27 protein-coding genes and 1 pseudogene are annotated in these 24510 nt (G+C 41.4%); 19 read left to right on the top strand and 9 right to left on the bottom strand.

Features of this window, described 5'->3' with window-relative positions:
- Window positions 1-11: 11 nt before the first annotated feature.
- Window positions 12-1913: a transglycosylase domain-containing protein gene (locus tag NST57_RS15570; protein ID WP_142155878.1), complete on the bottom strand. Its 1902-nt coding sequence runs from the start codon at window positions 1911-1913 to the stop codon at window positions 12-14.
- A 108-nt stretch (window positions 1914-2021) separates the two neighbouring features.
- Window positions 2022-3200 carry an MFS transporter gene (locus tag NST57_RS15565; protein WP_220482436.1) on the bottom strand — a complete coding sequence of 393 codons (1179 nt, stop codon included), beginning with the start codon at window positions 3198-3200 and terminating at the stop codon, window positions 2022-2024.
- Between the two features lie 218 nt (window positions 3201-3418).
- On the opposite strand from NST57_RS15565, the gene kapD reads away from it, so the two are divergent.
- Window positions 3419-4036 (top strand): 3'-5' exonuclease KapD, encoded by a 618-nt coding sequence (gene kapD / locus NST57_RS15560; protein ID WP_008345814.1) that lies wholly within the window; start codon window positions 3419-3421, stop codon window positions 4034-4036.
- Here the strand turns inward: kapD and NST57_RS15555 are convergent.
- Window positions 4033-4425: a kinase-associated lipoprotein B gene (locus tag NST57_RS15555; RefSeq protein ID WP_017358956.1), complete on the bottom strand. Its 393-nt coding sequence runs from the start codon at window positions 4423-4425 to the stop codon at window positions 4033-4035. The two genes, kapD and NST57_RS15555, sit on opposite strands and share 4 nt — an antisense overlap.
- Window positions 4426-4518: 93 nt before the next feature.
- On the opposite strand from NST57_RS15555, the gene NST57_RS15550 reads away from it, so the two are divergent.
- On the top strand, window positions 4519-4695 hold the full coding sequence (locus NST57_RS15550) for a hypothetical protein (RefSeq protein ID WP_008345810.1): 177 nt from the start codon (window positions 4519-4521) through the stop codon (window positions 4693-4695).
- Here the strand turns inward: NST57_RS15550 and NST57_RS15545 are convergent, their stop codons facing one another.
- Entirely contained in the window at window positions 4696-5988 is a 1293-nt protein-coding gene (locus tag NST57_RS15545; protein WP_341298817.1) for a HAMP domain-containing sensor histidine kinase, read from the bottom strand.
- Window positions 5989-6121: 133 nt separating this feature from the next.
- Window positions 6122-7297 (bottom strand): MalY/PatB family protein, encoded by a 1176-nt coding sequence (locus NST57_RS15540; RefSeq protein ID WP_341298816.1) that lies wholly within the window; start codon window positions 7295-7297, stop codon window positions 6122-6124.
- An 83-nt stretch (window positions 7298-7380) separates the two neighbouring features.
- Here NST57_RS15540 and NST57_RS15535 point away from each other — a divergent pair, with 83 nt between their 5' ends.
- Window positions 7381-7641 carry a DUF1871 family protein gene (locus tag NST57_RS15535; RefSeq protein WP_142155875.1) on the top strand — a complete coding sequence of 87 codons (261 nt, stop codon included), beginning with the start codon at window positions 7381-7383 and terminating at the stop codon, window positions 7639-7641.
- Here NST57_RS15535 and NST57_RS15530 read toward each other — a convergent pair.
- Complete coding sequence (locus tag NST57_RS15530) at window positions 7638-8462, bottom strand: alpha/beta fold hydrolase (protein WP_445818796.1); 825 nt, start codon at window positions 8460-8462, stop codon at window positions 7638-7640. The genes NST57_RS15535 and NST57_RS15530 overlap by 4 nt on opposite strands.
- Window positions 8463-8640: 178 nt before the next feature.
- On the opposite strand from NST57_RS15530, the gene NST57_RS15525 reads away from it, so the two are divergent.
- The 3 genes from NST57_RS15525 to yugI all read left to right on the top strand — a co-directional run bounded on the left by NST57_RS15525 (window position 8641) and on the right by yugI (window position 10926).
- Window positions 8641-9141: an Lrp/AsnC family transcriptional regulator gene (locus tag NST57_RS15525; RefSeq protein WP_007500517.1), complete on the top strand. Its 501-nt coding sequence runs from the start codon at window positions 8641-8643 to the stop codon at window positions 9139-9141.
- Window positions 9142-10335 carry an aminotransferase gene (locus NST57_RS15520; RefSeq protein ID WP_142155873.1) on the top strand — a complete coding sequence of 398 codons (1194 nt, stop codon included), beginning with the start codon at window positions 9142-9144 and terminating at the stop codon, window positions 10333-10335.
- Between the two features lie 198 nt (window positions 10336-10533).
- A complete protein-coding gene (yugI, locus tag NST57_RS15515; RefSeq protein WP_008345795.1) occupies window positions 10534-10926 on the top strand; it encodes a S1 domain-containing post-transcriptional regulator GSP13 in 393 nt (130 codons plus the stop codon).
- A 66-nt stretch (window positions 10927-10992) separates the two neighbouring features.
- Here yugI and NST57_RS15510 read toward each other — a convergent pair whose 3' ends face one another.
- Entirely contained in the window at window positions 10993-11229 is a 237-nt protein-coding gene (locus NST57_RS15510) for a DUF378 domain-containing protein (protein WP_008345792.1), read from the bottom strand.
- 143 nt (window positions 11230-11372) lie between these two features.
- On the opposite strand from NST57_RS15510, the gene NST57_RS15505 reads away from it, so the two are divergent.
- From NST57_RS15505 to NST57_RS15485, 5 genes are all read left to right on the top strand, one after another.
- The gene (locus NST57_RS15505; protein ID WP_142155872.1) at window positions 11373-12536 is read left to right on the top strand and encodes an iron-containing alcohol dehydrogenase; all 1164 of its coding nucleotides are present in this window, start codon (window positions 11373-11375) and stop codon (window positions 12534-12536) included.
- A gap of 120 nt (window positions 12537-12656) precedes the next feature.
- Entirely contained in the window at window positions 12657-13829 is a 1173-nt protein-coding gene (locus NST57_RS15500; protein ID WP_142155871.1) for an iron-containing alcohol dehydrogenase, read from the top strand.
- Between the two features lie 126 nt (window positions 13830-13955).
- Window positions 13956-15311, top strand: a complete 1356-nt coding sequence (locus tag NST57_RS15495) for a glucose-6-phosphate isomerase (protein ID WP_024719715.1) — start codon at window positions 13956-13958, stop codon at window positions 15309-15311.
- 319 nt (window positions 15312-15630) lie between these two features.
- Window positions 15631-15849, top strand: a complete 219-nt coding sequence (locus tag NST57_RS15490) for a hypothetical protein (RefSeq protein ID WP_341298814.1) — start codon at window positions 15631-15633, stop codon at window positions 15847-15849.
- 29 nt (window positions 15850-15878) lie between these two features.
- Window positions 15879-16280 carry a YugN-like family protein gene (locus NST57_RS15485; RefSeq protein ID WP_024719713.1) on the top strand — a complete coding sequence of 134 codons (402 nt, stop codon included), beginning with the start codon at window positions 15879-15881 and terminating at the stop codon, window positions 16278-16280.
- On the opposite strand, the gene NST57_RS15480 is transcribed toward NST57_RS15485, so the two are convergent.
- Complete coding sequence (locus NST57_RS15480; protein ID WP_019744050.1) at window positions 16277-17263, bottom strand: potassium channel family protein; 987 nt, start codon at window positions 17261-17263, stop codon at window positions 16277-16279. The two genes, NST57_RS15485 and NST57_RS15480, sit on opposite strands and share 4 nt — an antisense overlap.
- A 126-nt stretch (window positions 17264-17389) precedes the next feature.
- Here NST57_RS15480 and NST57_RS15475 point away from each other — a divergent pair, with 126 nt between their 5' ends.
- From NST57_RS15475 to NST57_RS15450, 6 genes are all read left to right on the top strand, one after another.
- Window positions 17390-17614 (top strand): hypothetical protein, encoded by a 225-nt coding sequence (locus NST57_RS15475; protein ID WP_008345775.1) that lies wholly within the window; start codon window positions 17390-17392, stop codon window positions 17612-17614.
- Window positions 17615-17694: 80 nt separating this feature from the next.
- Window positions 17695-18369 (top strand): zinc metallopeptidase, encoded by a 675-nt coding sequence (locus NST57_RS15470; RefSeq protein WP_024719711.1) that lies wholly within the window; start codon window positions 17695-17697, stop codon window positions 18367-18369.
- A 48-nt stretch (window positions 18370-18417) separates the two neighbouring features.
- The gene (locus NST57_RS15465) at window positions 18418-19710 is read left to right on the top strand and encodes a hemolysin family protein (protein WP_007500537.1); all 1293 of its coding nucleotides are present in this window, start codon (window positions 18418-18420) and stop codon (window positions 19708-19710) included.
- Window positions 19711-19845: 135 nt separating this feature from the next.
- Window positions 19846-20247: a secondary thiamine-phosphate synthase enzyme YjbQ gene (locus NST57_RS15460; protein WP_008345770.1), complete on the top strand. Its 402-nt coding sequence runs from the start codon at window positions 19846-19848 to the stop codon at window positions 20245-20247.
- Window positions 20248-20261: 14 nt separating this feature from the next.
- A complete protein-coding gene (locus tag NST57_RS15455; protein WP_341298813.1) occupies window positions 20262-21293 on the top strand; it encodes an NAD(P)H-dependent flavin oxidoreductase in 1032 nt (343 codons plus the stop codon).
- Window positions 21294-21317: 24 nt separating this feature from the next.
- Window positions 21318-21566, top strand: coding sequence for a hypothetical protein (locus NST57_RS15450; protein WP_142155864.1), 249 nt, complete (start codon window positions 21318-21320; stop codon window positions 21564-21566).
- 21 nt (window positions 21567-21587) lie between these two features.
- Here the strand turns inward: NST57_RS15450 and NST57_RS15445 are convergent, their stop codons facing one another.
- A complete protein-coding gene (locus tag NST57_RS15445) occupies window positions 21588-22328 on the bottom strand; it encodes a protein-glutamine gamma-glutamyltransferase (protein WP_142155863.1) in 741 nt (246 codons plus the stop codon).
- Between the two features lie 156 nt (window positions 22329-22484).
- Between NST57_RS15445 and NST57_RS20400 the strand changes: the two are divergent.
- Window positions 22485-23534: pseudogene (locus NST57_RS20400) on the top strand (cache domain-containing protein); the annotation flags it as partial.
- Window positions 23526-24476 (top strand): methyl-accepting chemotaxis protein, encoded by a 951-nt coding sequence (locus NST57_RS20395; RefSeq protein WP_445818825.1) that lies wholly within the window; start codon window positions 23526-23528, stop codon window positions 24474-24476. The pseudogene NST57_RS20400 and the gene NST57_RS20395, both read left to right, overlap by 9 nt.
- Window positions 24477-24510: the final 34 nt, after the last annotated feature.

The following is a 24510-nucleotide window of genomic DNA, read 5'->3' as shown; positions in this document are numbered from 1 at the left end:
AAACCTCCTGTTTATCTAGCATATTGCATGGTTTGTTTCCAAATACGTAAGTGCGGGCTTGAACTATAAATCGATTCAACGGTTCCTCTATCTCTTCCGACCCATACACCCATTGTGTATTGATCTGTCAGGCCAACAAACCAAATGTCTTTGTAGTCATTGGATGTCCCTGTTTTTCCCCCAATGTAAGGAGAATTGAAATTTGCCTTTTTCCCTGTTCCACTTTTCACAACAGAGGCAAGCAGCTTGCGCATTGTTTCATTTGTACGCTGAGAATAGATTTGCTTCGGCGACTCTTTCCACTTGTAAAGGGTTTTGCCGTTTAAGTCTGTGACCTTTGTAATGGAGTGATTTCTCGTATAGGCACCTTGATTGCCAAACACGGTATATGCATCGGTCATTTCTAGCGGCGAGAAGCCTTTTGTAAATCCTCCAAGTGCAGAAGGAAGGCGGTAATCATCTGCGACAATATGTTCGAATGAGAACTTTTCTAAATAGCTGAAGCCTTTTTTCACACCGACTGTATCAAGCATACGTATTGCTGGTGTATTGTAAGAATTTTTAAAGGCTGTTTCAAGCGTCACAGTTCCATATGTTTTATGACTATAGTTTTGCGGGCAGTATCCGCTGCTGCAAAACTTGCCGGCACTAATTTTACTTGATGCCGTGGCACCGGTTTGATCAATATAAGGGCCATAATCTAACAGCGGTTTAATCGCAGAACCTGGTTGTCTTTGCGCTTGATAGGCGTAGTTGAAATCAAACTTTTTATAATTCTTCCCGCCAGCAAGTGCGACGATTTGATGGGTTTGGTGGTTAATCACTGCTGAACCGCCTTCCACACCTTGATAAGGCAATTGTGCATTGAGCTGATAGACCGCTCTTTGCTGTAAGGAAGGGTCTAGTGCTGTATAAATCTTCACACCATCTTGAAGCAATGCACTGACCTTTTCTGATAATTCTTTTTGAATTGCTTTTTTTGCGCCTTCTGTTTTGGCTTTTTTCAATCGTTTTGTAAAGCCTTCCTGATCAGACACCAGGTCGGTAAATTCCTCATTGGCGTAAGTCACATAGTCAGGATAAAGATTTTTCTTTTCACTTAAGGACAAGCTGATTTTTTCTTTCACCGCTTTTTTATATTGTTTCTTAGTAATGACACCATCTTTTTCTAAAATACCAAGCAGCCGTTCCTGGCGTTTTTTTGTATGTTTGAATTGTTTCAATGGGTCATACAGCGTAGGGTTGTTAGGAATCGCAGAAATAAATGCCATCTGTGCAAGCGTCAAAGAGCTAAGCGGCTTATCAAAATAGTAATTAGCCGCAGAACCGACACCGTAAACCCCGTTACTGAAATAAATCGTATTTAAATAGCTTTCGAGAATTTCTTCTTTTGTAAATTTTCGCTCGAGCTCATAGGAATAGAGCAGTTCTGTAAACTTTCGGCTGAATGAACGTTCATGACTTAAATATAAATTACGGGATAACTGTTGTGTGATGGTGCTGGCGCCTTGGCTAATGCCATGGTTTTTCACATTTGCGGCAAGGGCACGAATCACGCCCATAAAGTCAATGCCTTTATGGTCATAAAAGTTGCGGTCCTCTGATCGGAGGAACAGCTCCTTTACGGAATCAGGAATTTTATCGTACTTCACGAAAACACGGTTCTCATCGTTTGATACGATCTCAGAGATAAGAGAACCATCTCGATCATACATATAACTGTTTTGGGAAAAGTCTACCTTTTCCAGCTTGATTTTTTGATCAAGCACTTCGTTAACAGGTTTTACACTTGCGGCTTCTTCCTTTGATAGATAAAAAGTCAGAACAAATAATGGGATGAGGGCAGCAAGTAATAACCAACCAATGATTGCACGAAACATGAGGTCACTCACTTTCTTCGGATTTCTAGCCATATCGTACCATTCTTTTGCGATTACGAGAAGGTTATTTTTAGAAAAGAATAGACGTGAAGTCTAGTAAACAAGGCATTTAGACAGAAGAAAAGAGTATCTGATAATGGATCAGACACTCCTCTCTTTTGTCTTTGATTGTGAGCGGACCGCCCATAAAAATAATGCCCCGAAAAGGAAAATACCGGCGGTGACATAAAAGACAGCTGGTATTCCGTAATGACTCGCCACAATGCCTCCTATGACGGGTCCGACGACATTTCCAAGAAAGCGGAAGCTCACATTGTAACCAAGTACTTCCCCTTGCATAGAGGCAGGTGCTTTGATTCGAATATAGGCTGTCGTACAAGGAATGATGCCGCCTAGTGCCATCCCGTATAAGAAACGGAAGATCACTAACATCCCGTAGGAATCTGCCATCGCTTGCGGGATGAATAAGATGGAGGAGAGGATGAGAAGGGCCAGCAGCACCTTATCGTGACCAATACGATCTCCAAGGTCTCCCCATTTCCGTGTAAACAGCAAATTGCCAAGCCCCGTTGCAGAAAACGCCAGCCCTGCATAAAAGGCAAGATTGACGGGGCCGTGTAAATCATGAATGTACAAGGCTAAAAGCGGCTGAATACTAAAGTTCCCGACTTGCGTAATAAATGTGAGTAGCATTGTGACGACAAGTAAAGGCTGTTTGAAAATATGGACAAGGACGTCCTTCCGTGAGTAAGAAACCCGTTTTGCTTCTTTTGAACGGATCGGCTGTTCTTTCACACCGAAGATAATGACAATCGCTGACACATATATGACAGCAGCTGTTAAGAAAAATGTATAAATGAATCCGACACTGTCTGCCATAAATCCACCCATTAATGGACCGAATAATCCTCCGGCGACATTACTCATCTGCATCGTACCAAGGGTCTTACCGGCTGTTGCCTTTTCGGTCTGTGCAGAAATCAGTGCCATCGAAGTCGAAATAAAGCCTGTCACAAGCCCCATGAAAAGCCTTAACGCAAATAGTTGATAAACGGTTTGAACAAGCCCCATTAATAAAATACTTGTTGCAATCCCAATACCGTTAATGAGCAAAATCTTTTTATAGCCATGCCGGTCACCAATCCGTCCCCAAATTGGAGAAATGAGAAAGGCTGTTAAAAACGTAACCCCAAAGACATAGCCGCTCCATCTTTGAACAAATTCATTCGAATAACTGCTATCAAGAGACTCTATGTAAAGTGATAAAAAAGGGACGATCATTGTAATGCTGGCAGATACAAAAAAGTTCACAAACCACATGATGTACAAGTTTTTCTTCCTGTTTGTGATAAAGACCACCTTCTTTATTTATTTCGTGTTCCTTAATAATTATAAAGGAAAATAAACGATCTTTCATCTGATGAATAGGTTGGGCATAGTGAATCTGCATTATTTTCACGAAAATGAAGTGATTTCAAAGTCCGTCTTAATATAATAGTAGCAGAATGGAAAACAGACGAGAAAGTGGGGTGAGACTGATGGAACAGAAGACGCTGCTTGTGGTCGATTTTGAATTTACGATGCCTGATGGGAAATATCATCCGCAAAATTTTTTCCCGGAAATCATTGAAGCCGGTGTCGTCAAAGCATCAAATGAAACGATCATAGACACATTCTCAAGCTATGTCAAACCGAAAAAGTTCCCGAAGCTGACAAAGCGCTGTAAATCGTTCCTTGGCATTACGCAGCAGGATGTAGAAAGCGGGATTTCTTTTGAGGCGTTTATCGAGAAGCTCGTGTCACTCGATGGGGGAGAAGACTGTGAGATTATCACATGGGGAAATATGGACATGAAGGTACTGAAGCAAAACTGTATGCTCAATCATATTGGTTTTCCTTTTAAGGGGAATCAAAGGGATCTGGCTTTTGAATATAAGACCTTTTTTGGGGATAGAACACTCACAGGACTTCGGAAAGCAGCTAAGGAGTACGGCAGTGAAGGAGCTGGTAAGCATCATAAAGCACTCGATGATGCCATGACCACTTATCAGCTGTTCACCCTTTTTGAAAAAGATCGATCCTATGTGGAAAATCCGCAAACAACCAAAATTGGTGAACTCATTGACTTCTCTCACTTTTTTGATTCGGCAGATTAGCGGGCGTCTTCTGGAAAATAATCTTTTTCAAGAGAAGAGAGGCACGCTCTTGATTTTTCAGCCCACTTGGAATCATCCGCACTGAGCCCTTTTTTCAATTTGTCTACGGCGTCTTTCAGCGATACTTGATAATCAGGTATGTCGCCATCATAAGGCTTGACCATATGATGAGGGATATTCGTCTGTTCCCTAAAGGCCAAAGCCCGTCTTTCCTGAAAAAAAGGTACGTCCGCTTCTTTTGGATGATGCAGGTCACCTTGAGTGGGGTGTGTTAAAACTGCTTTTACTTGAACGAGATAAGTAGATGGTTTAACGGCTGTCACTTCCCCAATGTAAACACCTGTTTTGTAAAAACCTTTCACGATTTGTCCAATCTGAATGTCTGTCATATGAAATTCCTCCATTTCCTTCGCATAAGAAGGTATTTCCTTTCTTTTAGCCAATATAGTGAAGTAAACGAGCAAAAGGGGGAAGAGCGAATCATGTCGTTCATCATATTCTTTCTACTGTATTTTCCTGAAGATAAAAGGGAGTATATCCCTGCGGCAATCACGACGGTGCTTTTCTTTGCTGCTGCATTTATTTGCTTTCGTCTGATCGTTCGTGCTTCTAAGAAGCAGGAGCAGATCGATGAAAAAAGGACAAAAAAAATGGATTAATCATTTTCTTCTTGTATCTTCAGGAAACTTCACGGTGACTGTTGTACCAGACTGCAATGAGCTTTTGAAACGAATGGTTCCATGATGATTTTCAATGATGGAAAATGTCACTGTCAGCCCAAGCCCTGTTCCTTTATTTTTCAATGTGTAATAGGGTTCACCAAGCTTTTTCATTTGGCTTTCTGACATGCCTACACCGTTATCAATGAAATAAAGGCAGATTCGATGATTTTCTTTTGAAGCAAACAGTTCGATTTTTCCTTCGTGTTCGGGCGCTGCTTCGATTGCATTTTTGATTAAATTAATCATGACTTGTTTGATTTTCGTTTCATCACCTTGGATGTATAAGTCTGGTTCAATCGATTGATGAATCGTGACCGACTTAAAATTCGCATAGGATGTCATCAGCGATGCACACTCTTCAAGTAATTTAGATAAATTGAGAGACTCAATTTGATAATAATTTTGTTTCGCAATATCAAGATAGCTCGTAATAATATCCTGCGCACGGTCAAGTTCAGATAAAACGAGATTTTTATAATCTTTATTGGTTGACGGCTCTTTCGTATTGTCACTTGAAAAGAGCAGTTGGATAAATCCTCTCACCACCGTCAGTGGATTGCGGACTTCATGGGCGACACTTGCTGCCAGTTCACTCACAATCGTTAGTTTCTCTGATTGGACAAGCTGTGTTCTCATTTGCGCATTCTCTTTCACAAACTCAATGGAATAAATACTCAGCACAAGAAAGAATATGTAGTAAAGAGTTGAGAAAAATAATTCAAGCAGCTTTTGCTGCATAATGAATGCAGGGCTGTACTCTATTAAGCTAAACACAAGCAGTCCAATGTAAATAAATATCCCTTTTGATAACGCAATCAGGACTCCGTATAACAGCTTTCTCTGCTTAGAATATTGGCGCCATTTCCGGTAAAGCAGGAAAGGGATGAAAAAGTAAATCGGTACAACAATCAATCCAATCCATAAAAAAGAGCCATACATCACGAACTTTACGGTTGAACTAAACAAGATAGCGACGATTCCTGCGGTATATCCCCCGTATAAAATAGCCAGTACAAGGGGAATCGATTGAAGCCCAGTCTGCAAATCTAAAATCGAACCAACTGGATACATAATACATAGTGCTGATGAAATGGATGCAAATATGGTGATGAGCAGTTTATTCGTTTTAGGGAAATGAGCAGGGGTCCGGCTTAGCCATAGTGCATGATATAAAAAGATTGGAAATAGAATAAAAGATACATGGAGCAGAAAATCCTTGAACATTTCCATTTAAATGCTCTCCTCGTAAATAATTGTAATTCCTCTCATTATATCATTTCATGTACAAAGTAGATATGATAATAGGAGGGTTTTTTTCTTTAAAAAGAACACCCGCTAGGATGTTCTTTTGATAGAAATGGTTTTATTCGGATGATAGAGTGAATGCTTGTTGAAGGCGCTTCAGACCTTCTTTCACCGTTCCGGCAGGACAGCCTAGATTCATTCGTATAAAGCCGTCTCCTTCGTGCCCATAAACGTGTCCGAGCTCTAGTATGACCTTGCCCTTTTTCAGCAGATTACGTTTCAATTCTGCTTGAGTGAGCTCATAATCACGAATATCCAGCCATAATAAATAAGAAGCATCTGGTTTCATATAACGCATGCTCGGCAGATATTCGTCAATATAATCCATTGCGATCTTCATATTCTTTTCGAGATAAAGAACAAGTGAATCAAGCCACTCATCTCCGTAGCGATAGGCCGCCTCCATGGCAGGAATCGCAAAGGCATTCAGTTTGGACAATCCATTTCTTTGCCCTTCATTGGTGAAAAGGGTTCTTTTTTCTTCATCAGAAATGATAATGGCAGATGCCTGAAGACCAGCTAAGTTAAATGTTTTACTCGGTGCAATACATGTTACCGTGATGTTAGCTATGTCATCAGAAAGGCTGGCAAAAGGCACATGCGGCTGCCCGTAAAGCATCAGATCCGAATGAATTTCATCTGACACGACGGTGACACCGTACTGTACACATAGTTCTCCTACACGCTTTAATTCCTCTTTTGACCAAGCTCTCCCTGAAGGATTATGCGGATGACAAAGAAACATCAGCTTCGCCTCTGGTCTACTTAATTTCTTCTCTAAATCATCAAAATCCATCATGTAGCGGTTGTTTTCTATTTTTAAAGGATTGGTTGAGACGATACGTCCGTTTCTTTCAATCATTTGATAGAAGGGCGTATACACCGGTGACTGAATGACCACTTCATCATTCGGAGCTGTAAAGGCTTGTACCGCAAAACTAAGTGCTGTCACGATACCTGGTGTGAAGGTGACGGCCTCTGTTTGTATCGTCCAACCGTGTCTTCTTTTGAGCCAGTCAGCTACTGCTTGCTGCGTATCCTGATCCTGAAATGCATAGCCGAATACGCCGTGATCTAATCGTTCTTTTAAAGCATCAAGCACGACTTGGGGCGCTTTAAAATCCATATCTGCTACCCACATTGGCAGCGCATCTGTTGTCAGGAACAAAGACTCTGCTTGATCCCATTTGACTGATTTTGAACCTTTACGTATGATCTGTTCGTCGAAATTCATGAAACCCACCTCTAGCCGTTTTTCAACCATTCTTGGTTGTGCTAAAATAAACATCACAAAATTTATTATAAGCGGTGATACCCATGAAAGATAGTCAAGCTGTAGAAGAGATGATTCAAATCATTAAGGCATGGGACCCTTTTCAGTATGGAGAGGACTTTTACGAAACGGAGCCTGCTGACGTCATCAGTGCCTTATACGACGCAGAAGACCCGTTATCTTTCGCGAAAGACATTCAAGCCATTTACCATCACTCATTTGAGCAGCTTCTTCCAATGGAAAGCTGCCAACTTATCGCAAATCAGCTTTTTGTCATAAGGGAAGGCAGCTCCTGCTCGCTTTAAGACAGGCTGAAATCACCAATTTGATCAGACACAAAGACCGGATTTTCCTCAGGGATGAGGTGACCGGTTTTTTTTAATGCGTGTAAGGTTGAATGCGGCAGATCCTTGTGCAGTCTTTCGCCAATTTGAATAGGAACGATCCGGTCTTCCTCCCCCCAAATCAGCAGAACAGGTGTCTCCATTTTCTTTAAGACATCTGACGCTAAATCGCCTTCCCTGTGCCGAATCAAACGAAAAATACCTCTGAAAATTTGGTCATCTGAAAAAGGCTTTAAATATCCGTCCACCATCTCTTGATCAATAATCGAATGATCATGCACAACAGCGGTTAAATTTTTCATAATACCTTGCTTGAACAACTTTCTTTTTAAATAGAGATAAAAATAAGGAATATATGTGCTGTAAACAAGGGACTTTTTGGACTTATTCATATACCCTGAACTGCATAAAAGAACGGCTTTTTCAAATAGGTCGGGGCGCTCAGATGCAGCATATAAAGCAATTTGTCCCCCCATGGAATGCCCCACGAGGATCGCATGCTGAATCTGCAAATAACGAGCTAGTTCAATAATGATTTTTGCCATGTTGCGATAGCTGTAAATGAACGTATTCGATTTTTCGGACTGCCCGAATGGAGGCAGATCAATCGCAATTAAATTGAAGTCTTGTTTCAGAAGCGGGATGAGCTTTCGATAGCTGAAGGTAGATGAGAAGAGGCCGTGAATTAAAATCAATGTCTTCTTACCTTCATTTGGATAGTGTTCGTAATAGATATCTAAACCGAATTTACTTTTCATATAGGCTGGCTGTACAATGTCCACACTCATCAACTCCGATATTTGATACTCACTCTCTGTTAGGTGACTGTATTGTACCCTAAAAAGTGGATTTTAAGCTACGATTAGAATCTTTTCCCTGCTTAGCATAATGGGAAAAACGTGCTATAATGTTCAGAAGATTTTTTAAAACTAGCTTTTTACAATCAGAGGTGTGAAATCAATGAAACTAACCGAAAAAGAAACTGAAATATTAGAGATTTTAGATGAAAACAGCCGCGCCGATTTAAATACAATTGCAAAAATGGCAGGTGTGACATCAGAAGAAGCAGAAGCCATTATTCAAAAGCTCGAAGATCAAAAAGTCATTATTGATTATTCGACCATGATTGACTGGCGAAAAGTAGACGGACACGAAGGCGTTACAGCAATGATTGATGTGAAAGTGACCCCAAAAAGAGGCGTCGGTTTTGATGAAATTGCTGAACGCATTTACAGGTTCCAGGAAGTGGAGTCCGTGTATTTAATGTCAGGTGTGTATGATTTATCTGTTGTGATCAGAGGAAGATCCATGTCTGATATCGCCCGCTTCGTATCTGAAAAATTATCGACACTTGATTCTGTTGTTTCAACCACTACCCACTTTATTTTGAAAAGATATAAGCATGATGGGAAAGTCTTTGAAACAGGGGACGATGACAAAAGAATCGTGGTGTCTCCTTAAATGAAAAAGTCTTATTTATCTGAAACGGTACAAAGCATTCAGCCGTCAGGTATTCGGAAATTCTTTGATTTGGCAGCCACAATGGAAGGGGTTATCTCCCTCGGGGTCGGCGAACCGGATTTCGTGACAGCATGGAATGTGAGAGAAGCCAGTATTATGTCTTTAGAACAAGGACTGACTTCTTATACAGCAAATGCTGGGCTGCTCTCTTTGCGAAAAGAATTGAGCCATTATTTATATAAGCGGTTTCACATTGAGTACAGTCCTGAAGAAGAACTCATTATTACCGTTGGCGGCAGCCAGGCGCTTGATTTGGCCTTTCGCGCCATTTTAAACAGCGGGGACGAAGTGATCATCCCAGAGCCGTGTTTCGTCGCATACGGGGCACTAACGACACTTGCGGGCGGTGTACCGGTTTACTTAAGTACATCGGCTGAAAAAGATTTTAAAGCCGATTCTGCAGATCTTCGTACGAAGCTGACGCCGAAAACAAAAGCCATCTTGCTATGCTCTCCATCAAACCCAACAGGGTCTGTTTACTCGAAAGAAGAGCTTGAAGTTATTGCTCAGTTTGCAAAGGAGCATGATCTTTTAATCATCACAGATGAGATTTATGCAGAGCTGACGTACGATGAAGCTTTTACGAGCGTAGCGGCGATTCAAGATATGAAGGAAAGAACGATTTTGATTTCAGGCTTTTCCAAAGGGTTTGCTATGACGGGCTGGCGCTTAGGCTATGTGGCAGCACCGCCAGTCCTCCGTGATGCCATGCTGAAAATACATCAATATTCTATGATGTGTGCACCAGCTATGGCACAATATGCCGCAGAAGAAGCATTAAAAAATGGACTTGAAGATGTGGAGAAAATGAAGAAAAGCTACAGAAGGCGCCGTAATTTGTTTGTCGGCTCTCTCAATGAACTTGGACTCACTTGCCACCAGCCAAACGGAGCGTTTTACGCTTTCCCGTCCATTAAAAGCACAGGTATGACTTCAGAACAATTTGCTGAGGAGTTGCTGCTTAGCGAGAAAGTAGCAGTTGTCCCTGGGAATGTATTCGGTCCAAGTGGTGAAGGTCATATTCGCTGTTCATATGCGTCATCACTCGATCACTTGCAGGAATCACTTTCAAGAATCCAGCGTTTTTTGCAAAATAGACAAGTGAAAGAAGAGGCACCTGCTATCTTAAAATAAAAAAAGGCATCAATCCATCTGGACTCATGCCTCTCAAATTAGGGGGGAATACTAGAAAGCATTCTTGTTTTCAGGTATTCCCCCTTTTAAACTGATCTAAACCCAATTAAAAAATATTTTGCGTAAAAGACCGTTCTGTGATATAGTTTTTAATTGCGTATAAACGAATATTAAAACATTTATTTAGGAGTTGTTATCATGGCGACAAAGTTTGAAGTAGGCAGTGTTTACACTGGTAAAGTAACAGGATTACAAGCGTATGGTGCGTTTGTTGCATTAGATGAAGAAACTCAAGGACTTGTGCACATTTCTGAAGTAACTCATGGTTTTGTAAAAGACATCAACGAACACCTTTCAATTGGTGACGAAGTACAAGTAAAAGTTCTTTCTGTTGATGAAAATGCTGGTAAAATCAGCCTTTCTATCCGTGCAACACAAGAAGCACCTGAAAGAAAAGAAAGCAAACCAAAGAAACAAAGACCACAGCAAGTGAAAGAAGAAGCTGCTGCACCACAAGGTTTCAATACACTGAAAGATAAACTTGAAGAGTGGATTGAGCAATCAAACCGTAAAGACCTTATCAAGAAATAAAAAAAGCACCGCTTCAAACGGTGCCTTAGACTGCCACGTAGGCAGTCTTTTTTTATGTCTTTTGCATTAGCGGACCTCTGGATTTGGCTCGTCACGGCGGACAGCTTCTTCACTAGGTTTGAACAACAGACCAAGATTGACAAGGCCTGCTATTCCAACAAGACCATAAATAATACGTGATAATGCAGCACCTTGACCGCCAAAGATCGCTGCTACTAAGTCAAATTGAAAAAAGCCGATTAGTCCCCAGTTAATAGCACCGATAATCGTGAGCACGAGGGCAATACGCTGAATAGCACTCATCGTGATTCCTCCTTTCGCTACAGTATCAATACATTTATATTTTGCAGATTTTTAGCTAAACTATGCGTAAGAAAATGGATGAAAGCAAATTACTTTATTTTGGAATGAAAGAGGCGCATAATGTAGCGCGAGGAGGAGATCACATGGATCGATTTACTTATTGGAACCCAACGAAATTAATCTTTGGAAAGGGAGAAGTATCAGCCCTTTCAGATGAACTAAAACACTACGGAAAAAACGTATTGCTTGTATATGGTGGAGGCAGCATTAAACGAAATGGCCTTTATGACCAAGTTGTCAGCATTTTAAAAGAATCAGGAGCTGCAATTACTGAGCTTGCTGGTGTTGAGCCAAACCCGCGCTTAACAACGGTTAGAAAAGGGGTTGAGCTTTGCAAAGAGAACCAAGTTGATTTTATTTTGGCAGTCGGCGGCGGTAGCGTCATTGACGCAACCAAAGCGATCGCAGCTGGTGCGAAATACGATGGAGATGCTTGGGATATCGTCACTCGTAAGCATGTCCCTATGGAAGCCATCCCATTTGGTACAGTGTTAACACTTGCCGCGACAGGTTCTGAAATGAACTCTGGCTCCGTCATCACGAACTGGGAAACAAATGAGAAATACGGATGGGGCAGTCCAGCTGTCTTCCCTAAATTCTCTATTCTTGACCCAGTCAATACATTTACTGTGCCAAAAAACCATACAATTTATGGCATGGTTGACATGATGTCTCACGTGTTTGAACAATATTTCCATCACACGGAGAATACACCTTACCAAGATCGTATGTGTGAAGGACTTCTTCGTACGGTCATTGAAACAGCACCAAAGCTCATCAATGATTTGGAAAACTATGAGCTTCGTGAAACGATTTTATTCACAGGCACCATTGCACTGAATGGAATGCTTTCAATGGGCGCACGCGGAGACTGGGCATCTCACAATATTGAGCATGCGGTATCCGCTGTGTATGACATCCCTCATGCAGGTGGTCTTGCGATCTTGTTCCCGAACTGGATGAAGCATGTCATTCAAGAAAACCCAGGTCGCTTCAAGCAATTAGCAGTGCGTGTATTCGATATTGACCCTGCGGGCAAAACAGACGAAGAAGTTGGCTTAGAAGGGATCGAAAAACTTTCTGCTTTCTGGACAAGTCTAGGCGCACCAAACCGTTTAGCTGACTATGACATCAACGATGAGAAAATTGATCTGATTGCAGACCGTGCAATGGCACGTGGTGAATTTGGCCAATTTAAAAAGCTGAACAAAGAAGATGTTCTAGCTATTTTAAACGCTTCTTTATAATCGAACATGGAAAAGATAGCTGCTTTTAAGCAGTTATCTTTTTTTGAGTTCTGCATGTACATATGTTACAGTAGTCTTTCATGTTTTTGGATATAAATGTTTTAAGGAGATGTAGAACAGATGGAGAACTTTATTTACTATAATCCAACGAAATTAATGTTTGGAAAAGGACAACTAGACGGACTGAAAAGCGAACTCGCTCGTTATGGAAAGCGAGTGCTTCTTGTATATGGTGGAGGCAGTATTAAGAAAAATGGTCTTTATGATAAGGTCATCAGCGCTTTAAATGAAGCAGAGGCTGACGTATTTGAACTGTCAGGAGTTGAACCGAATCCTCGCCTCACAACAGTGCAAAAAGGGATCGACATTTGCCAAAATGAGAACATTGATTTCTTATTAGCAGTTGGTGGGGGAAGTGTCATCGACTGTACAAAAGCCATTGCAGCTGGAGCTGAATATGACGGGAATGTTTGGGATATTATTTCAAAGAAAACGACCGCTCAAAAAGCACTGCCATTTGGTACAGTATTGACACTTGCAGCGACAGGCTCAGAAATGAACCCGGATTCTGTGATCACGAACTGGGAAACAAATGAAAAGTACGTGTGGGGCAGTTCAGTCACGCACCCTACTTTTTCAATTTTAGATCCTGAGCACACATATTCTGTGCCAGAGAATCAGACGGTGTATGGCATGGTTGATATGATGAGCCATGTATTTGAACAATACTTCCATAATGTCAAAAATACGCCTCTACAAGACCGGATGTGTTTCGCCGTTCTTCAAACAGTCATTGAGACAGCACCAAAGCTTCTTGAAGACTTACAAAACTATGAGCACCGTGAAACCATTCTTTATGCAGGTACGATTGCTTTAAATGGCACGCTGCAAATGGGCTATTTTGGCGACTGGGCATCTCATACGATTGAGCATGCAGTATCAGCTGTCTATGACATTCCGCATGCAGGCGGACTTGCGATCCTCTTCCCAAACTGGATGCGTCATACACTCGATCATAATGTCGAACGTTTTAAAAACCTCATGCTGAACATGTTTGACATTGAGACAGAAGGAAAATCGGATCGTGACATCGCATTGGAAGGAATCGACAAGCTGTCAGCCTTCTGGACAAGCCTCGGTGCACCAAGTCGTTTAGCTGATTATGATATTGGTGAAGATCAACTGGACAAAATTGCTGACATTGCAGCAAAAGAAATGGAATATGGCGGTTTTGGTAACTTTATGAAACTTGGCCGTGATGACATTTTAGCGATTTTAAAAGCTTCTCTATAATTTGGATGGCCGCTTCTCTTCATGAGGAGCGGCTTTTTGCTGTACCAATGACGATCACTTGATTTCAATAGCTAGTTCCGCTAAAGTGAAAGGGACAGAACTAACGTAATGGAGGGCTTACAAGCGATGACACATATTCAATTTGACTACTCGAAAGCGTTACCTTTCTTTCAAGAACATGAGCTTACATATTTAAAAGATTTTGTGAAGGTGGCCCATCATAATATTCATGAACAAACGGGTACTGGCAGTGATTATTTAGGCTGGGTTGACTTACCGAAGCAATATGATCGCGAAGAATTTGCCCGCATTAAAAAAAGTGCAGAAAAGATTAAATCTGATTCTGATGTATTACTCGTTGTTGGAATTGGTGGTTCTTATCTTGGCGCACGTGCGGCCATTGAGTTTTTAAACCATTCTTTCTATAATAGTTTGCCAAAAGGCAAACGCAAAACACCGCAAATCATCTTTATTGGAAACAATATCAGTTCATCTTATTTAACAGATGTAATGGATCTGCTAGAAGATGCCGATTTCTCCATTAATGTGATTTCAAAATCTGGTACAACAACAGAGCCAGCCATTGCGTTCCGTATCTTTAAAAAGCTCCTTATCGAAAAATATGGTGCTGAAGAAGCGAAAAAACGGATCTATGCGACAACTGATAAGGCACGCGGGGCACTCAAAACGTTAGCTACCGAAGAAGGCTATGAATCGTTTATCATCCCTGATGATGTCGGCGGACGTTATTCCGTCTTGACAGCAGTTGGTCTATTACCAATCGCTGTAAGTGGTGCAGACATTGATCAAATGATGGAAGGTGCTGCGAAAGCAAGTGAAGACTTTGCTTCATCTGAGCTCTCAGAAAATGCAGCTTATCAATATGCGGTTGTCCGTAATGTTCTTTACAATAAAGGCCGGACAATTGAAATGCTGATTAACTATGAGCCAGGCTTACAGTACTTTGCAGAATGGTGGAAGCAGTTATTTGGCGAAAGTGAAGGGAAAGATGAAAAAGGAATCTATCCTTCATCTGCCAACTTCTCAACGGATCTTCATTCACTTGGTCAATATGTACAAGAAGGAAGAAGAGACTTGTTTGAAACTATCGTAAATGTAGACAAGCCACGACATGAACTTGTCATCGAAGCAGAAGAACAAGACCTTGATGGGTTAAACTATCTTGCAGGAAAAACGGTTGATTTCGTCAATAAAAAAGCATTTGAAGGCACAATGCTAGCTCATACTGATGGAAAAGTACCGAACCTGATTGTGACGATTCCTGAAATGGATGCTTATACATTCGGATATCTCGTGTACTTCTTTGAAAAAGCATGTGCGATGTCTGGGTATTTACTAGGCGTCAATCCATTCGACCAGCCTGGAGTAGAAGCGTATAAAGTGAACATGTTTGCTTTATTAGGAAAACCGGGCTTTGAAGAGAAAAAGGCAGAACTAGAGAGCCGTCTCAAACAATCATAAGAATAAAAGGCACATCTTGTCATAAGGTGTGCCCTCAGACTGTTGACAAAGGGCTAAAATGTACTTTATTTTAGCCCTTTGTCTTCTTTTTAGCGTGATAGAAAACCTTTGAAGTCTAGGAAGGACGAGTACTGGCGCGGAGCGAATTTGGCATTCGTGAGCACCAGCACGCAGGACTGACAAAGAATGCGAGGGTTTGTCTACACGCTGAAGGCACATCTTGTCATAAGGTGTGCCTTTTTTTATGTTCTCATGGTGTCAGTGCAAGCCTCCCTAAGCTCTATACATAGAATAATCAATGGAGGAGGTTGATGAAGCGATGAGAACAAATCATATTTATATCCATGACATTTCCGGGCAGGCCATCGTTAACTTTGGGAATGTTGGGCGGATTTGTCCAATGGGTGCTGTAAAGGACACATCTGGAGCGGGCAGTGTGAACGAGACAAATGCATCATCCAGCCAAAGCTTATTTGATGCTGCTTTTACAAACAATGTGCAAATCACGAAAGGCAAATGTATGAATTCCTCTCTTTAACGAACCCTATATAAAAAGGAGGGTTCTGTATGATTCATGTACCATCTAGGCTGACTGGTGAAAGCTTTTCACTGTACCATTTAGAAGAAAACATGAAGCCGCTCGGATATGTCATTAATGGCAACTGGGATTATGATCATGGATATTTTGATTATAAAATTGACAACCGTGACGGCTATACCTTTCTCAGAGTTCCGTTTACAGCCGAGAAAGGACAGCTGGATCAGCCAGGCGTTGTGGTGAAAATGGGACATCCATTTCTCTTAAAGCATGTCTATCAAGATAAATTAGATGACCATGCGATGGTTGGAAATGTAGGGGCATCTTTTAACCAATTCCAAGAACCGAAAGAGAAAGATGGAGATGTGTCAAAGGCTTATGCCGAAATTGGCTTTTCACTCGTCAAAGAATTAGAAGATGTACTGCTTTAAAAGCTGATCAGCTCATCCTCTGGATGAAGCTCATACCCAAAAGGAGGATTCATCATGGGTCCTTCTTTTTTTTGTACGCCTACAATGATCACATGATGCTCTAGAAAATGATGAAGTGCCGTTAAGAATGTCTCTCCAGCTAATGAAGCCGGTACTGGAATGATGGTGATCTGTTTATGGAGGGTCATGTTTCTTTTTATTTTTAACGCCATGAGCTGTTCTTTTAAAAGAAAATGCTCCACCATTAAATGATTCACGGCATCAGAAGTATGGATGACTTGATTGGCTCCAGCCCGCTCAGCATTTTTCACATAGCGATCGGTTAAAATTTCAATTAAACAATATAACGAAGGATTTAATCCTTTTGCCGCAAGCAAGGTTAAGACACTCTGCATGTCAGCCGTCACTTCATTTTCATGCTGGTCGGCGGTAATCATCAATGTATCAGCACTCATAATATTTGCTCTGCGAAGTGTGGCATCCTCTGTACCATGGCCTTTAATAAAATGGACATTCTCTAAAAGAGGTCCTTCCTTTAAGGAATCATCAATGAGTACAATCGGCATGGCGGGATCAATGGTTTGAAACGATTGAAGCAGTTTGTTCGTTTTCTCATTCCAGCCGACAATGATGAGATGCCCTTTCCCCTTGAAAGTCACCTTTCCTTCTACATAATGGTGCTGTTTGCTAAATACAGCGGCAGCAAGCGTGGCGAAATATGCAGTGACAAAGCTGGCGCCGATCAAAATGAGCGCCATCCCTGCTACTTGCCCAGGCATGGTTTGCGGCACAAAATCACCGTATCCCACAGTAGAAACTGTAATGAGCGCCCACCAGATCCCATCAAAGATCGTATGATACTGCTTTGGTTCAAGTATGACGATTAATTGTCCAAAAAAGAGAAGCAAGAAACAGATGATGATCGCAATGCGAACGTAAAGAGGCCATCTTAGCCAGGCAATAAAGATACGGTTTGATTTCATCGAACTCGTCCTTTCAGGGAGACTGCTAATGTCAGTATGCCCGATTAGGAAACAATTTTTCATCATCGTCATGTATTGAAATAGAACCCATATCTTAAAATAAGAGAGAAGAAGGAGGGAATGCGAATGTCGTTTGTTCAAAAGACCGTACTTCTTTTTATCGGCGCCCACTTTTTATCATCTGCGGTGATTTTACTCGTGTTTGATTTAAATGCGGTGAACCATTTCATGAATGATTTCTCGTGGCTTCGTTTTTTTCAAGACCTATATGGAACGGTGACATTTTATACAGCATGCATCGGAATGTTCTTCTTTTTCATTGGTGTAGTGATTCCACTTAAAAAGACCTAGTGCTTTTTGCTGTACACGTTACATAAAAGTCATTAAAATTGTAAATAAATATATAAAATAAAAGGAAGCTGATGAGCATGCTGTTTTTTTATTTTTTAACATTTGCCGCATTGGGATTGTCTTTTTGGGCACAATTTAAAGTAAAGAATAATTTTGAAAAGTATTCAAAGGTTGAAGCTGCCAGTATGAAAACAGGTGCTGAAACCGCTCGATATATTTTAGATCGCAACGGGTTATACGACGTACCCGTTGAACCGGTAAGAGGAACTTTGACTGATCATTACGACCCGACGCAGCGTGTGGTTCGTTTATCTGAACCAGTGTATTATGGCCATTCCATTTCGGCCATTTCAGTCGCATCACACGAGGTTGGACATGCCTTGCAGCATCAGGAATCCTATGGTGCGCTTGTCTTGAGACATAAGATCTTCCCTGTCGTGAACTTTGCATCTGGTGTTGCCCCGCTTCTTTTCCTAGGTGGATTATTGCTCGGCAGCCTTAACTTAATCGGGCTTGGGATCGTTCTGTTCTCAGCTGCTGTGTTCTTTCAGCTAGTGACATTGCCTGTTGAGTTTAACGCAAGTTCTCGTGCAAAGAATATCATTGTTTCAGAAGGAATCATTAGAAGCAGTGAAGAAAGAGGCGTGAACAAGGTGTTAAATGCCGCAGCTCTTACGTACGTAGCAGCGGCCCTTGTCTCCCTGTTTGAATTGCTCCGTTTTGTAATGATCTTCCTAAATGGCCGTAATGATTAATTGACGCCAGAGGAGGTGAGCCCTTACCCGTGTTAGGTAAGGGTTTTTTTGTATATTTTAAACGTATTTTTAGTCCTATTACTCATTGCTGCGACAGCATTTTTTGTTGTCACTGAATTTGCGATTGTGAAAATTAGAGGCTCAAAAATCAATCAGCTGATTGAAAGCGGTGATAAGAGAGCCATTCATGTTCAAAAACTGACAACCAACCTTGATGAATATTTATCTGCCTGTCAGCTTGGCATTACCATCACGGCATTAGGCTTAGGATGGTTAGGGGAGCCAACAGTGGAACATTTCCTGCATCCGCTTTTTGAAAAGGCAGGGCTTCATTCCGCTTTGACAGACATCATATCGTTTATCATTGCCTTTGTAATCATTACGTTTTTGCATGTTGTCGTTGGGGAACTTGCTCCCAAAACGATTGCCATTCAAAAGGCAGAAGCCGTCAGTCTTGTGACGGCAAAACCTCTTATTTTTTTCTATAAAGTCATGTACCCATTTATTAAAGCATTAAATGGGGCTGCACGAGGCATTGTGAAATTATTTGGTTTTCATTCTGTCAAAGAACATGAAGTGGCGATCAGTGAGGAAGAATTGCGTCTCATCCTGTCTGAAAGCTACGAAAAGGGCGAGATCAACCAATCTGAATACAAATATGTCAATAAAATATTTGAATTTGATAACCGAGTGGCGAGAGAGATCATGATCCCGCGCACAGAAATCTCTGCCATTGAAATTGAACAGAGCTTGGAAGACGTGACGCATTATATGCTGAACGAAAGGTATACACGTTATCCTGTCATTAAAGAAGATAAAGATCATGTCATTGGTGTGATCAATAGCAAAGACGTATTTAAAGCAAGTTTTCTCAATCAAGAGGTGTCCATTGAAGACTTAATGCGCCCTGTTATTCGTGTCATTGAAAGTACACCGGTTCAAGAACTGCTGATTTTGATGCAAAAGGAACGGATTCATATGTCGGTGCTTGTAGATGAATACGGCGGAACAGCAGGTCTCGTCACAGTTGAAGACATATTAGAAGAAATTGTGGGGGAGATTAGGGACGAATATGATCAAGATGAAACCCCTCATATTGTGAAAAAAGGTGACTTTCATTATGTAATGGATGGGAAAGCCTTGATCGATGAAGTGAATGATTTATTGGATTTAGCGATTGAAAATGATGATGTTGATACAATTGCAGGGTGGATGATGACGCATAAAATTGATTTTGACATTGGAGATATCATTGAAGCAGAAGGCTGTGAATTTAAAATTGTCGATGCAGAAGATCATCATATTCGAACCATAGAAGTAAAAAAGGTTCACTTTTCCTAAAAACCTCGGAGCTATTGACGAGGTTTTTTTGCTTGGTAAACTTTAGGTAAGAAGATTTGTTTCTGCCAACCGGCAGTGATTGGTTTCACATAAAAAGGGTATGGTTTTATAGACATGATCAAAAGGAGCAGAGAAATGAAAAAAATCAACGTACAAACAGACAAACACGATGACATGATAGACATTACCCATGAAGTTCAGCAATATGTCCGGGAAACTGGGATTCAAAACGGAACGGTTATGGTCTATTGTCCACATACGACGGCTGGAATCACCATTAATGAAAATGCCGACCCAGACGTCAAACGAGATATGCTGCGCCGGCTTGACGAAGTCTTTCCGTGGGAACATCCAAAAGATCGTCATATGGAAGGCAACACAGCAGCACACATGAAAGCTAGTTATGTGGGGGCATCTCAGCACGTTCTTGTCCATCATGGTGATCTAGTGCTTGGAACGTGGCAGGGAATCTATTTTTGTGAGTTTGACGGACCGAGACATCGTCACTTTTATATACAGGTGTCAACTAACGAGTAAGGAGCGGGGAGAAGATGGGAGAATTCACAGCGTTACTTCAAATTGAACATGGCATCATCCAAGCACCAATGGCAGGAGGAGCGGTGACGCCGCAGCTTGTCGCCGCTGTTTCACAATATGGCGGTCTCGGCAGCTTAGCAAGTGGTTATGTGCAGCCAGAAAAGATGAGACAGCAAATCCGGCAGGTCAAACAGCTGACATCTCGTCCATTTCAAGTGAATGTGTTTGTCCCTGAACCCATTTCAGAAACGAAAACAGAAGATGTATCATTTTGGAGAGATCGGCTGCCTGTCATACCAGAAGCACAGATGATCCCTAACGAAGAAGAATTATGGAAGGACTATGAACAAAAAATCAAGATTCTTCAAGAAGAAGAAGTCCCAGCTGTATCGTTTACATTTGCCTGTCCAAACGAACAAACAATTCATCACCTGAAACAAAAGGGGATCTTTCTCATCGGAACAGCTACAACAAAAGAAGAAGCACTACTTTTAGAAGAAAAAGGAATGGATGCCGTTGTCCTGCAGGGAAGTGAAGCAGGAGGGCACCGAGGCACCTTTTTACCTTCAAAGGGAGATGCTCTGCAGGGACTTTTCAGCCTGTTCAGTGATGTCAGATCTGTCTGTCATCTCCCATTGATTGCCGCTGGAGGTATCACAGACAGGGCCACTATGAAAGCAGCACGAGCACTTGGAGCAGATGCGGTTCAAATAGGGACACGATTTTTAGCGAGTCAAGAAAGTGCTGCCGCAGATGTGTACAAAAAGGCTCTGTTACAGGCAGAAGGCAATGAAACAGCGATGACACGGCTTTTCTCTGGAAAAAAAGCCAGAGGTATTGTTAATCAGTGGATGGAAGAAGAAAGACGAAATGAAGACCGGGTTCTTCCCTATCCCATACAGCATGTATGGACAACACCGATGCGAAAAGCGGCAGCTGCTGCAGGAAACCCAGAACAAATGGCTCTTTGGGCAGGTCAGGGGGTTGGCCGCATTCATTCGATTTTAACCGTTGAAGATATCATGCATGAACTCACGCACATATAATTTGATGATGGGTGGTGTGACAGGATGGAAATCTTAAAACATTCATATCGGAAAAAAGGACAAATAGAATTTCTATTTGATGATTTTCCGCACTCCCCTGCCGTCCTTACCCCCATTCGTCATTACTATTTCATTCGTTACGTGAAATGGAATCAGCACGACCCTCCAGTCACAAGAAACGATCTAGAAGAAATGGAAATTCTAGCAAACACAATGCTTGGTACGCTCCATGATTACCGCAAACGTAAGGCATACAAAGGCCCCTTGTCATAACCTATAGACAAGAGGCCTTTTTTAGCTGCCAAACATTTGCCTGAGATAAATAACATCCATCCTAGTGGTCTGCGGCAGTAAATAAGCGGACTGAACAGCCCCTGGCCGTCTTCTGGCATTTAATTTATCGATAATCTCTGCAGCTGTTAAGATCCCAAGCCCATGCCCATAATATTGATCTTCCCCTAAGTAAATCACATTTTCTCCGCGCCATTGAGACTGTTGATAGCTAAACTCTGGATTCTCGAAATATAGGCAATCCCCATAAATAAAATCATTTCCGCGCTCTGTATAAATGGACAATGTATCATAGTGCCAGTCATACAGTGTTAAACTTCTAAGTCTTCGATTGAACTTCTCGTCTCCTACCGTTTGCAAGACTCCCATATAAAACACAATGACAATCGCTGTGGCACATTCAAAGGCATATTTTGAGCCATTTTCAAAGATGTCTTTAATCCCCGTAGATGGCTCGACTTGATAGCGCAGTTCTAACGCTCCGGCCTCTGATACACGCCAATAGGCGTCATTCGCACGGGACCTTTGAAAGATAGCAAATGAGGCACCGCTCTTATTCAAATCTCTTGCTGCATTCATGATATTCGATCGTAAAGTCACCTCAAATAACAAATCAGATGCCTGCCTATAACGAAACGTATCATTTGAGGCTTGTAACTGCATCAAAATGATCCGTTTTTGTCCTTCTAGCTGAAATGCTGCCAGCTGCTCATTTGTCACTGGCTGTCCTGAAAGGATAATCATATGAAAAGCGCCCCCTTTTGTATTAGCGTATGCGGGATGCTTGGGCAAGGAATCAATTTGTGAAAATAAACAAAAAGGAATCCTTTTTATTTGAAAAACATGAAAATAATATAAAGATGTCCGATATAAAACATAACGTTTAAAAGGAGGAAAAACATGAAAAGTATCATAAAATGGTTGAAAAAACCATCGATTTCTAAAAGGCTGATTATTTCATTCACACTTGTTCTCGTTTTGCCAATCATTACACTCAGTACGATTTCATATCAGATTGCCAAAGAAGAATTAGATCATGAAATCATGTACGGAGCAAACGCAAGAGTCAATGAGCTGAATGACATGATCGAGCAAAAGCTTTTGAATAAGGAGAACGCAGTCAAACTGTTTACCGCAACATCCACTGCTGCAGACTTTAAAAAGAAAAACCAGGACGAACTGTATGAGCATTTTGAGATATACAGTAAAATCAATGAAGATGATGTGGTTGGATTTTATGCAGCAAGTAAAAATCGTGATTTTATTCAGTATCCTAAAGTGGATATGCCAAAGGACTATGACCCAACAACTCGTGACTGGTACAAAGCGGCGATGCAGGACGAAACAGGTGAACCTGTTGTCACCAATCCATACGTCTCAGCCACAACAGACAGCATGGTTGTCACAATTGCCCAACGCTTGAAGGACGGGTCTGGAGCAATAGGAATCGACATTGAAGTTCAAGACATTGTCGATAAAATCAAAGACATTAAAATTGGACGAGAAGGATATCCAATTATTGCGAATAAAAATAAACAAATTGTAGCTCATCCAGAAGAAAAATCAGGATCTGCAGTTACAGGAAATATTTCATCAATCCTTTACAGCGGCAAAGAAGGAACATCAACTTATGAGAATAAAGGAGAGCAAAAACGTCTCGTTTTTGTGACAAATGATTTAACAGGTTGGAAAATTGCTGGAACGATGTTTGTATCAGAAACAGAAGAAGCAGCACAGCCAGTTTGGAATTCTGCCATTATTCTTTTAATTTCTTCTTTTATCCTTGGCGGCATCGCTATCTTCTTTATCGTTCGTTCCATCACAATTGGACTTAGAAGGCTTGTTGATTTCTCAGAAAAGGTGAGTGAAGGGGATCTAACGGAAACCCTTGAAACCAAATCGAAGGATGAAATAGGAGACCTCACAAGAAGCTTTAGCAAGATGAGTGAATCTTTACGTGAAGTCATTCGAGCGGTCCAGCATTCTGTTGACAATGTGGCTTCAGCTTCAGAAGAGCTGACCGCTAGTGCCAGCCAAACGAGTCAGGCGACAGAGCATATCACAATGTCGATTGAACAATTCTCAAATGGGAATGAAGCACAAAATGAGAAAGTCGAATCTAGCACGAATCAGCTTGTCACGATGAATGAAGGATTACAAGGTATGTCACAAACTTCATCAGAAGTGACTGCTGTCTCCATTCAATCGACAGAAGCGGCCGGACAAGGCGGACGTATCGTTGAAAGCACAGCGAATCAAATGAAACATATCGACACATCTGTACAAGAAGCAGAACAAGTCATGAAAGAATTAGAATACAAATCTAAAGATATTACGAGCATTTTAAATGTCATTAATGGCATCGCAGATCAAACGAATTTACTTGCACTCAATGCAGCCATTGAAGCAGCAAGAGCAGGTGAATCAGGGCGCGGCTTCTCTGTCGTAGCAGAGGAAGTCAGAAAACTAGCGGTCCAATCCGCAGATTCAGCGAAAGAAATTGAAAAGCTGATCCAAGAAATTGTGTTGGAAATTTCCAAATCTCAAGAGATGTTCAAAGCTGTTAACCGAGAAGTAAATGCAGGGCTTGGGATGACAGAAGAAGCAAAAGAAAGCTTCCAGAACATTTATGAGGCGGCAGAAGGTATGTCGAAAAAGCTCACCCAATTAAATGATACAGCGGTTGACCTATCAAGCGGATCAAAACTTGTGTCACAAGCCATGCAGGAGATGCGTCAAGTTTCAAGAGAAAGTGCGGCGAACATTCAGGATATTGCGGCATCTGCTGAAGAACAATTGGCATCTATGGAAGAAATTTCGTCCTCTTCTGTAACACTTGCCAATATGGCTGAGGAACTAAAAGAACTGACAAGTCAATTTAAAATTGATTAAAAAACGATGAAAAAATATCCAGAATTGTCTGGGT

It is taken from the genome of Bacillus sp. FSL M8-0077 (assembly GCF_038050255.1).
GTDB lineage: Bacteria > Bacillota > Bacilli > Bacillales > Bacillaceae > Bacillus > Bacillus altitudinis.
This window is presented reverse-complemented; position numbering and strand designations above follow the sequence as displayed.

Bases quoted from the DNA above. Each gene is read 5' to 3' on its own strand.
- NST57_RS15570 (WP_142155878.1), bottom strand. From the start codon at position 1,913: ATGGCTAGAAATCCGAAGAAAGTGAGTGACCTCATGTTTCGTGCAATC.
- NST57_RS15565 (WP_220482436.1), bottom strand. From the start codon at position 3,200: ATGTGGTTTGTGAACTTTTTTGTATCTGCCAGCATTACAATGATCGTC.
- kapD (WP_008345814.1), top strand. From the start codon at position 3,419: ATGGAACAGAAGACGCTGCTTGTGGTCGATTTTGAATTTACGATGCCT.
- NST57_RS15555 (WP_017358956.1), bottom strand. From the start codon at position 4,425: ATGACAGACATTCAGATTGGACAAATCGTGAAAGGTTTTTACAAAACA.
- NST57_RS15550 (WP_008345810.1), top strand. From the start codon at position 4,519: ATGTCGTTCATCATATTCTTTCTACTGTATTTTCCTGAAGATAAAAGG.
- NST57_RS15545 (WP_341298817.1), bottom strand. From the start codon at position 5,988: ATGGAAATGTTCAAGGATTTTCTGCTCCATGTATCTTTTATTCTATTT.
- NST57_RS15540 (WP_341298816.1), bottom strand. From the start codon at position 7,297: ATGAATTTCGACGAACAGATCATACGTAAAGGTTCAAAATCAGTCAAA.
- NST57_RS15535 (WP_142155875.1), top strand. From the start codon at position 7,381: ATGAAAGATAGTCAAGCTGTAGAAGAGATGATTCAAATCATTAAGGCA.
- NST57_RS15525 (WP_007500517.1), top strand. From the start codon at position 8,641: ATGAAACTAACCGAAAAAGAAACTGAAATATTAGAGATTTTAGATGAA.
- NST57_RS15520 (WP_142155873.1), top strand. From the start codon at position 9,142: ATGAAAAAGTCTTATTTATCTGAAACGGTACAAAGCATTCAGCCGTCA.
- yugI (WP_008345795.1), top strand. From the start codon at position 10,534: ATGGCGACAAAGTTTGAAGTAGGCAGTGTTTACACTGGTAAAGTAACA.
- NST57_RS15510 (WP_008345792.1), bottom strand. From the start codon at position 11,229: ATGAGTGCTATTCAGCGTATTGCCCTCGTGCTCACGATTATCGGTGCT.
- NST57_RS15505 (WP_142155872.1), top strand. From the start codon at position 11,373: ATGGATCGATTTACTTATTGGAACCCAACGAAATTAATCTTTGGAAAG.
- NST57_RS15500 (WP_142155871.1), top strand. From the start codon at position 12,657: ATGGAGAACTTTATTTACTATAATCCAACGAAATTAATGTTTGGAAAA.
- NST57_RS15495 (WP_024719715.1), top strand. From the start codon at position 13,956: ATGACACATATTCAATTTGACTACTCGAAAGCGTTACCTTTCTTTCAA.
- NST57_RS15490 (WP_341298814.1), top strand. From the start codon at position 15,631: ATGAGAACAAATCATATTTATATCCATGACATTTCCGGGCAGGCCATC.
- NST57_RS15485 (WP_024719713.1), top strand. From the start codon at position 15,879: ATGATTCATGTACCATCTAGGCTGACTGGTGAAAGCTTTTCACTGTAC.
- NST57_RS15480 (WP_019744050.1), bottom strand. From the start codon at position 17,263: ATGAAATCAAACCGTATCTTTATTGCCTGGCTAAGATGGCCTCTTTAC.
- NST57_RS15475 (WP_008345775.1), top strand. From the start codon at position 17,390: ATGTCGTTTGTTCAAAAGACCGTACTTCTTTTTATCGGCGCCCACTTT.
- NST57_RS15460 (WP_008345770.1), top strand. From the start codon at position 19,846: ATGAAAAAAATCAACGTACAAACAGACAAACACGATGACATGATAGAC.
- NST57_RS15455 (WP_341298813.1), top strand. From the start codon at position 20,262: ATGGGAGAATTCACAGCGTTACTTCAAATTGAACATGGCATCATCCAA.
- NST57_RS15450 (WP_142155864.1), top strand. From the start codon at position 21,318: ATGGAAATCTTAAAACATTCATATCGGAAAAAAGGACAAATAGAATTT.
- NST57_RS15445 (WP_142155863.1), bottom strand. From the start codon at position 22,328: ATGATTATCCTTTCAGGACAGCCAGTGACAAATGAGCAGCTGGCAGCA.
- NST57_RS20395 (WP_445818825.1), top strand. From the start codon at position 23,526: ATGAGTGAATCTTTACGTGAAGTCATTCGAGCGGTCCAGCATTCTGTT.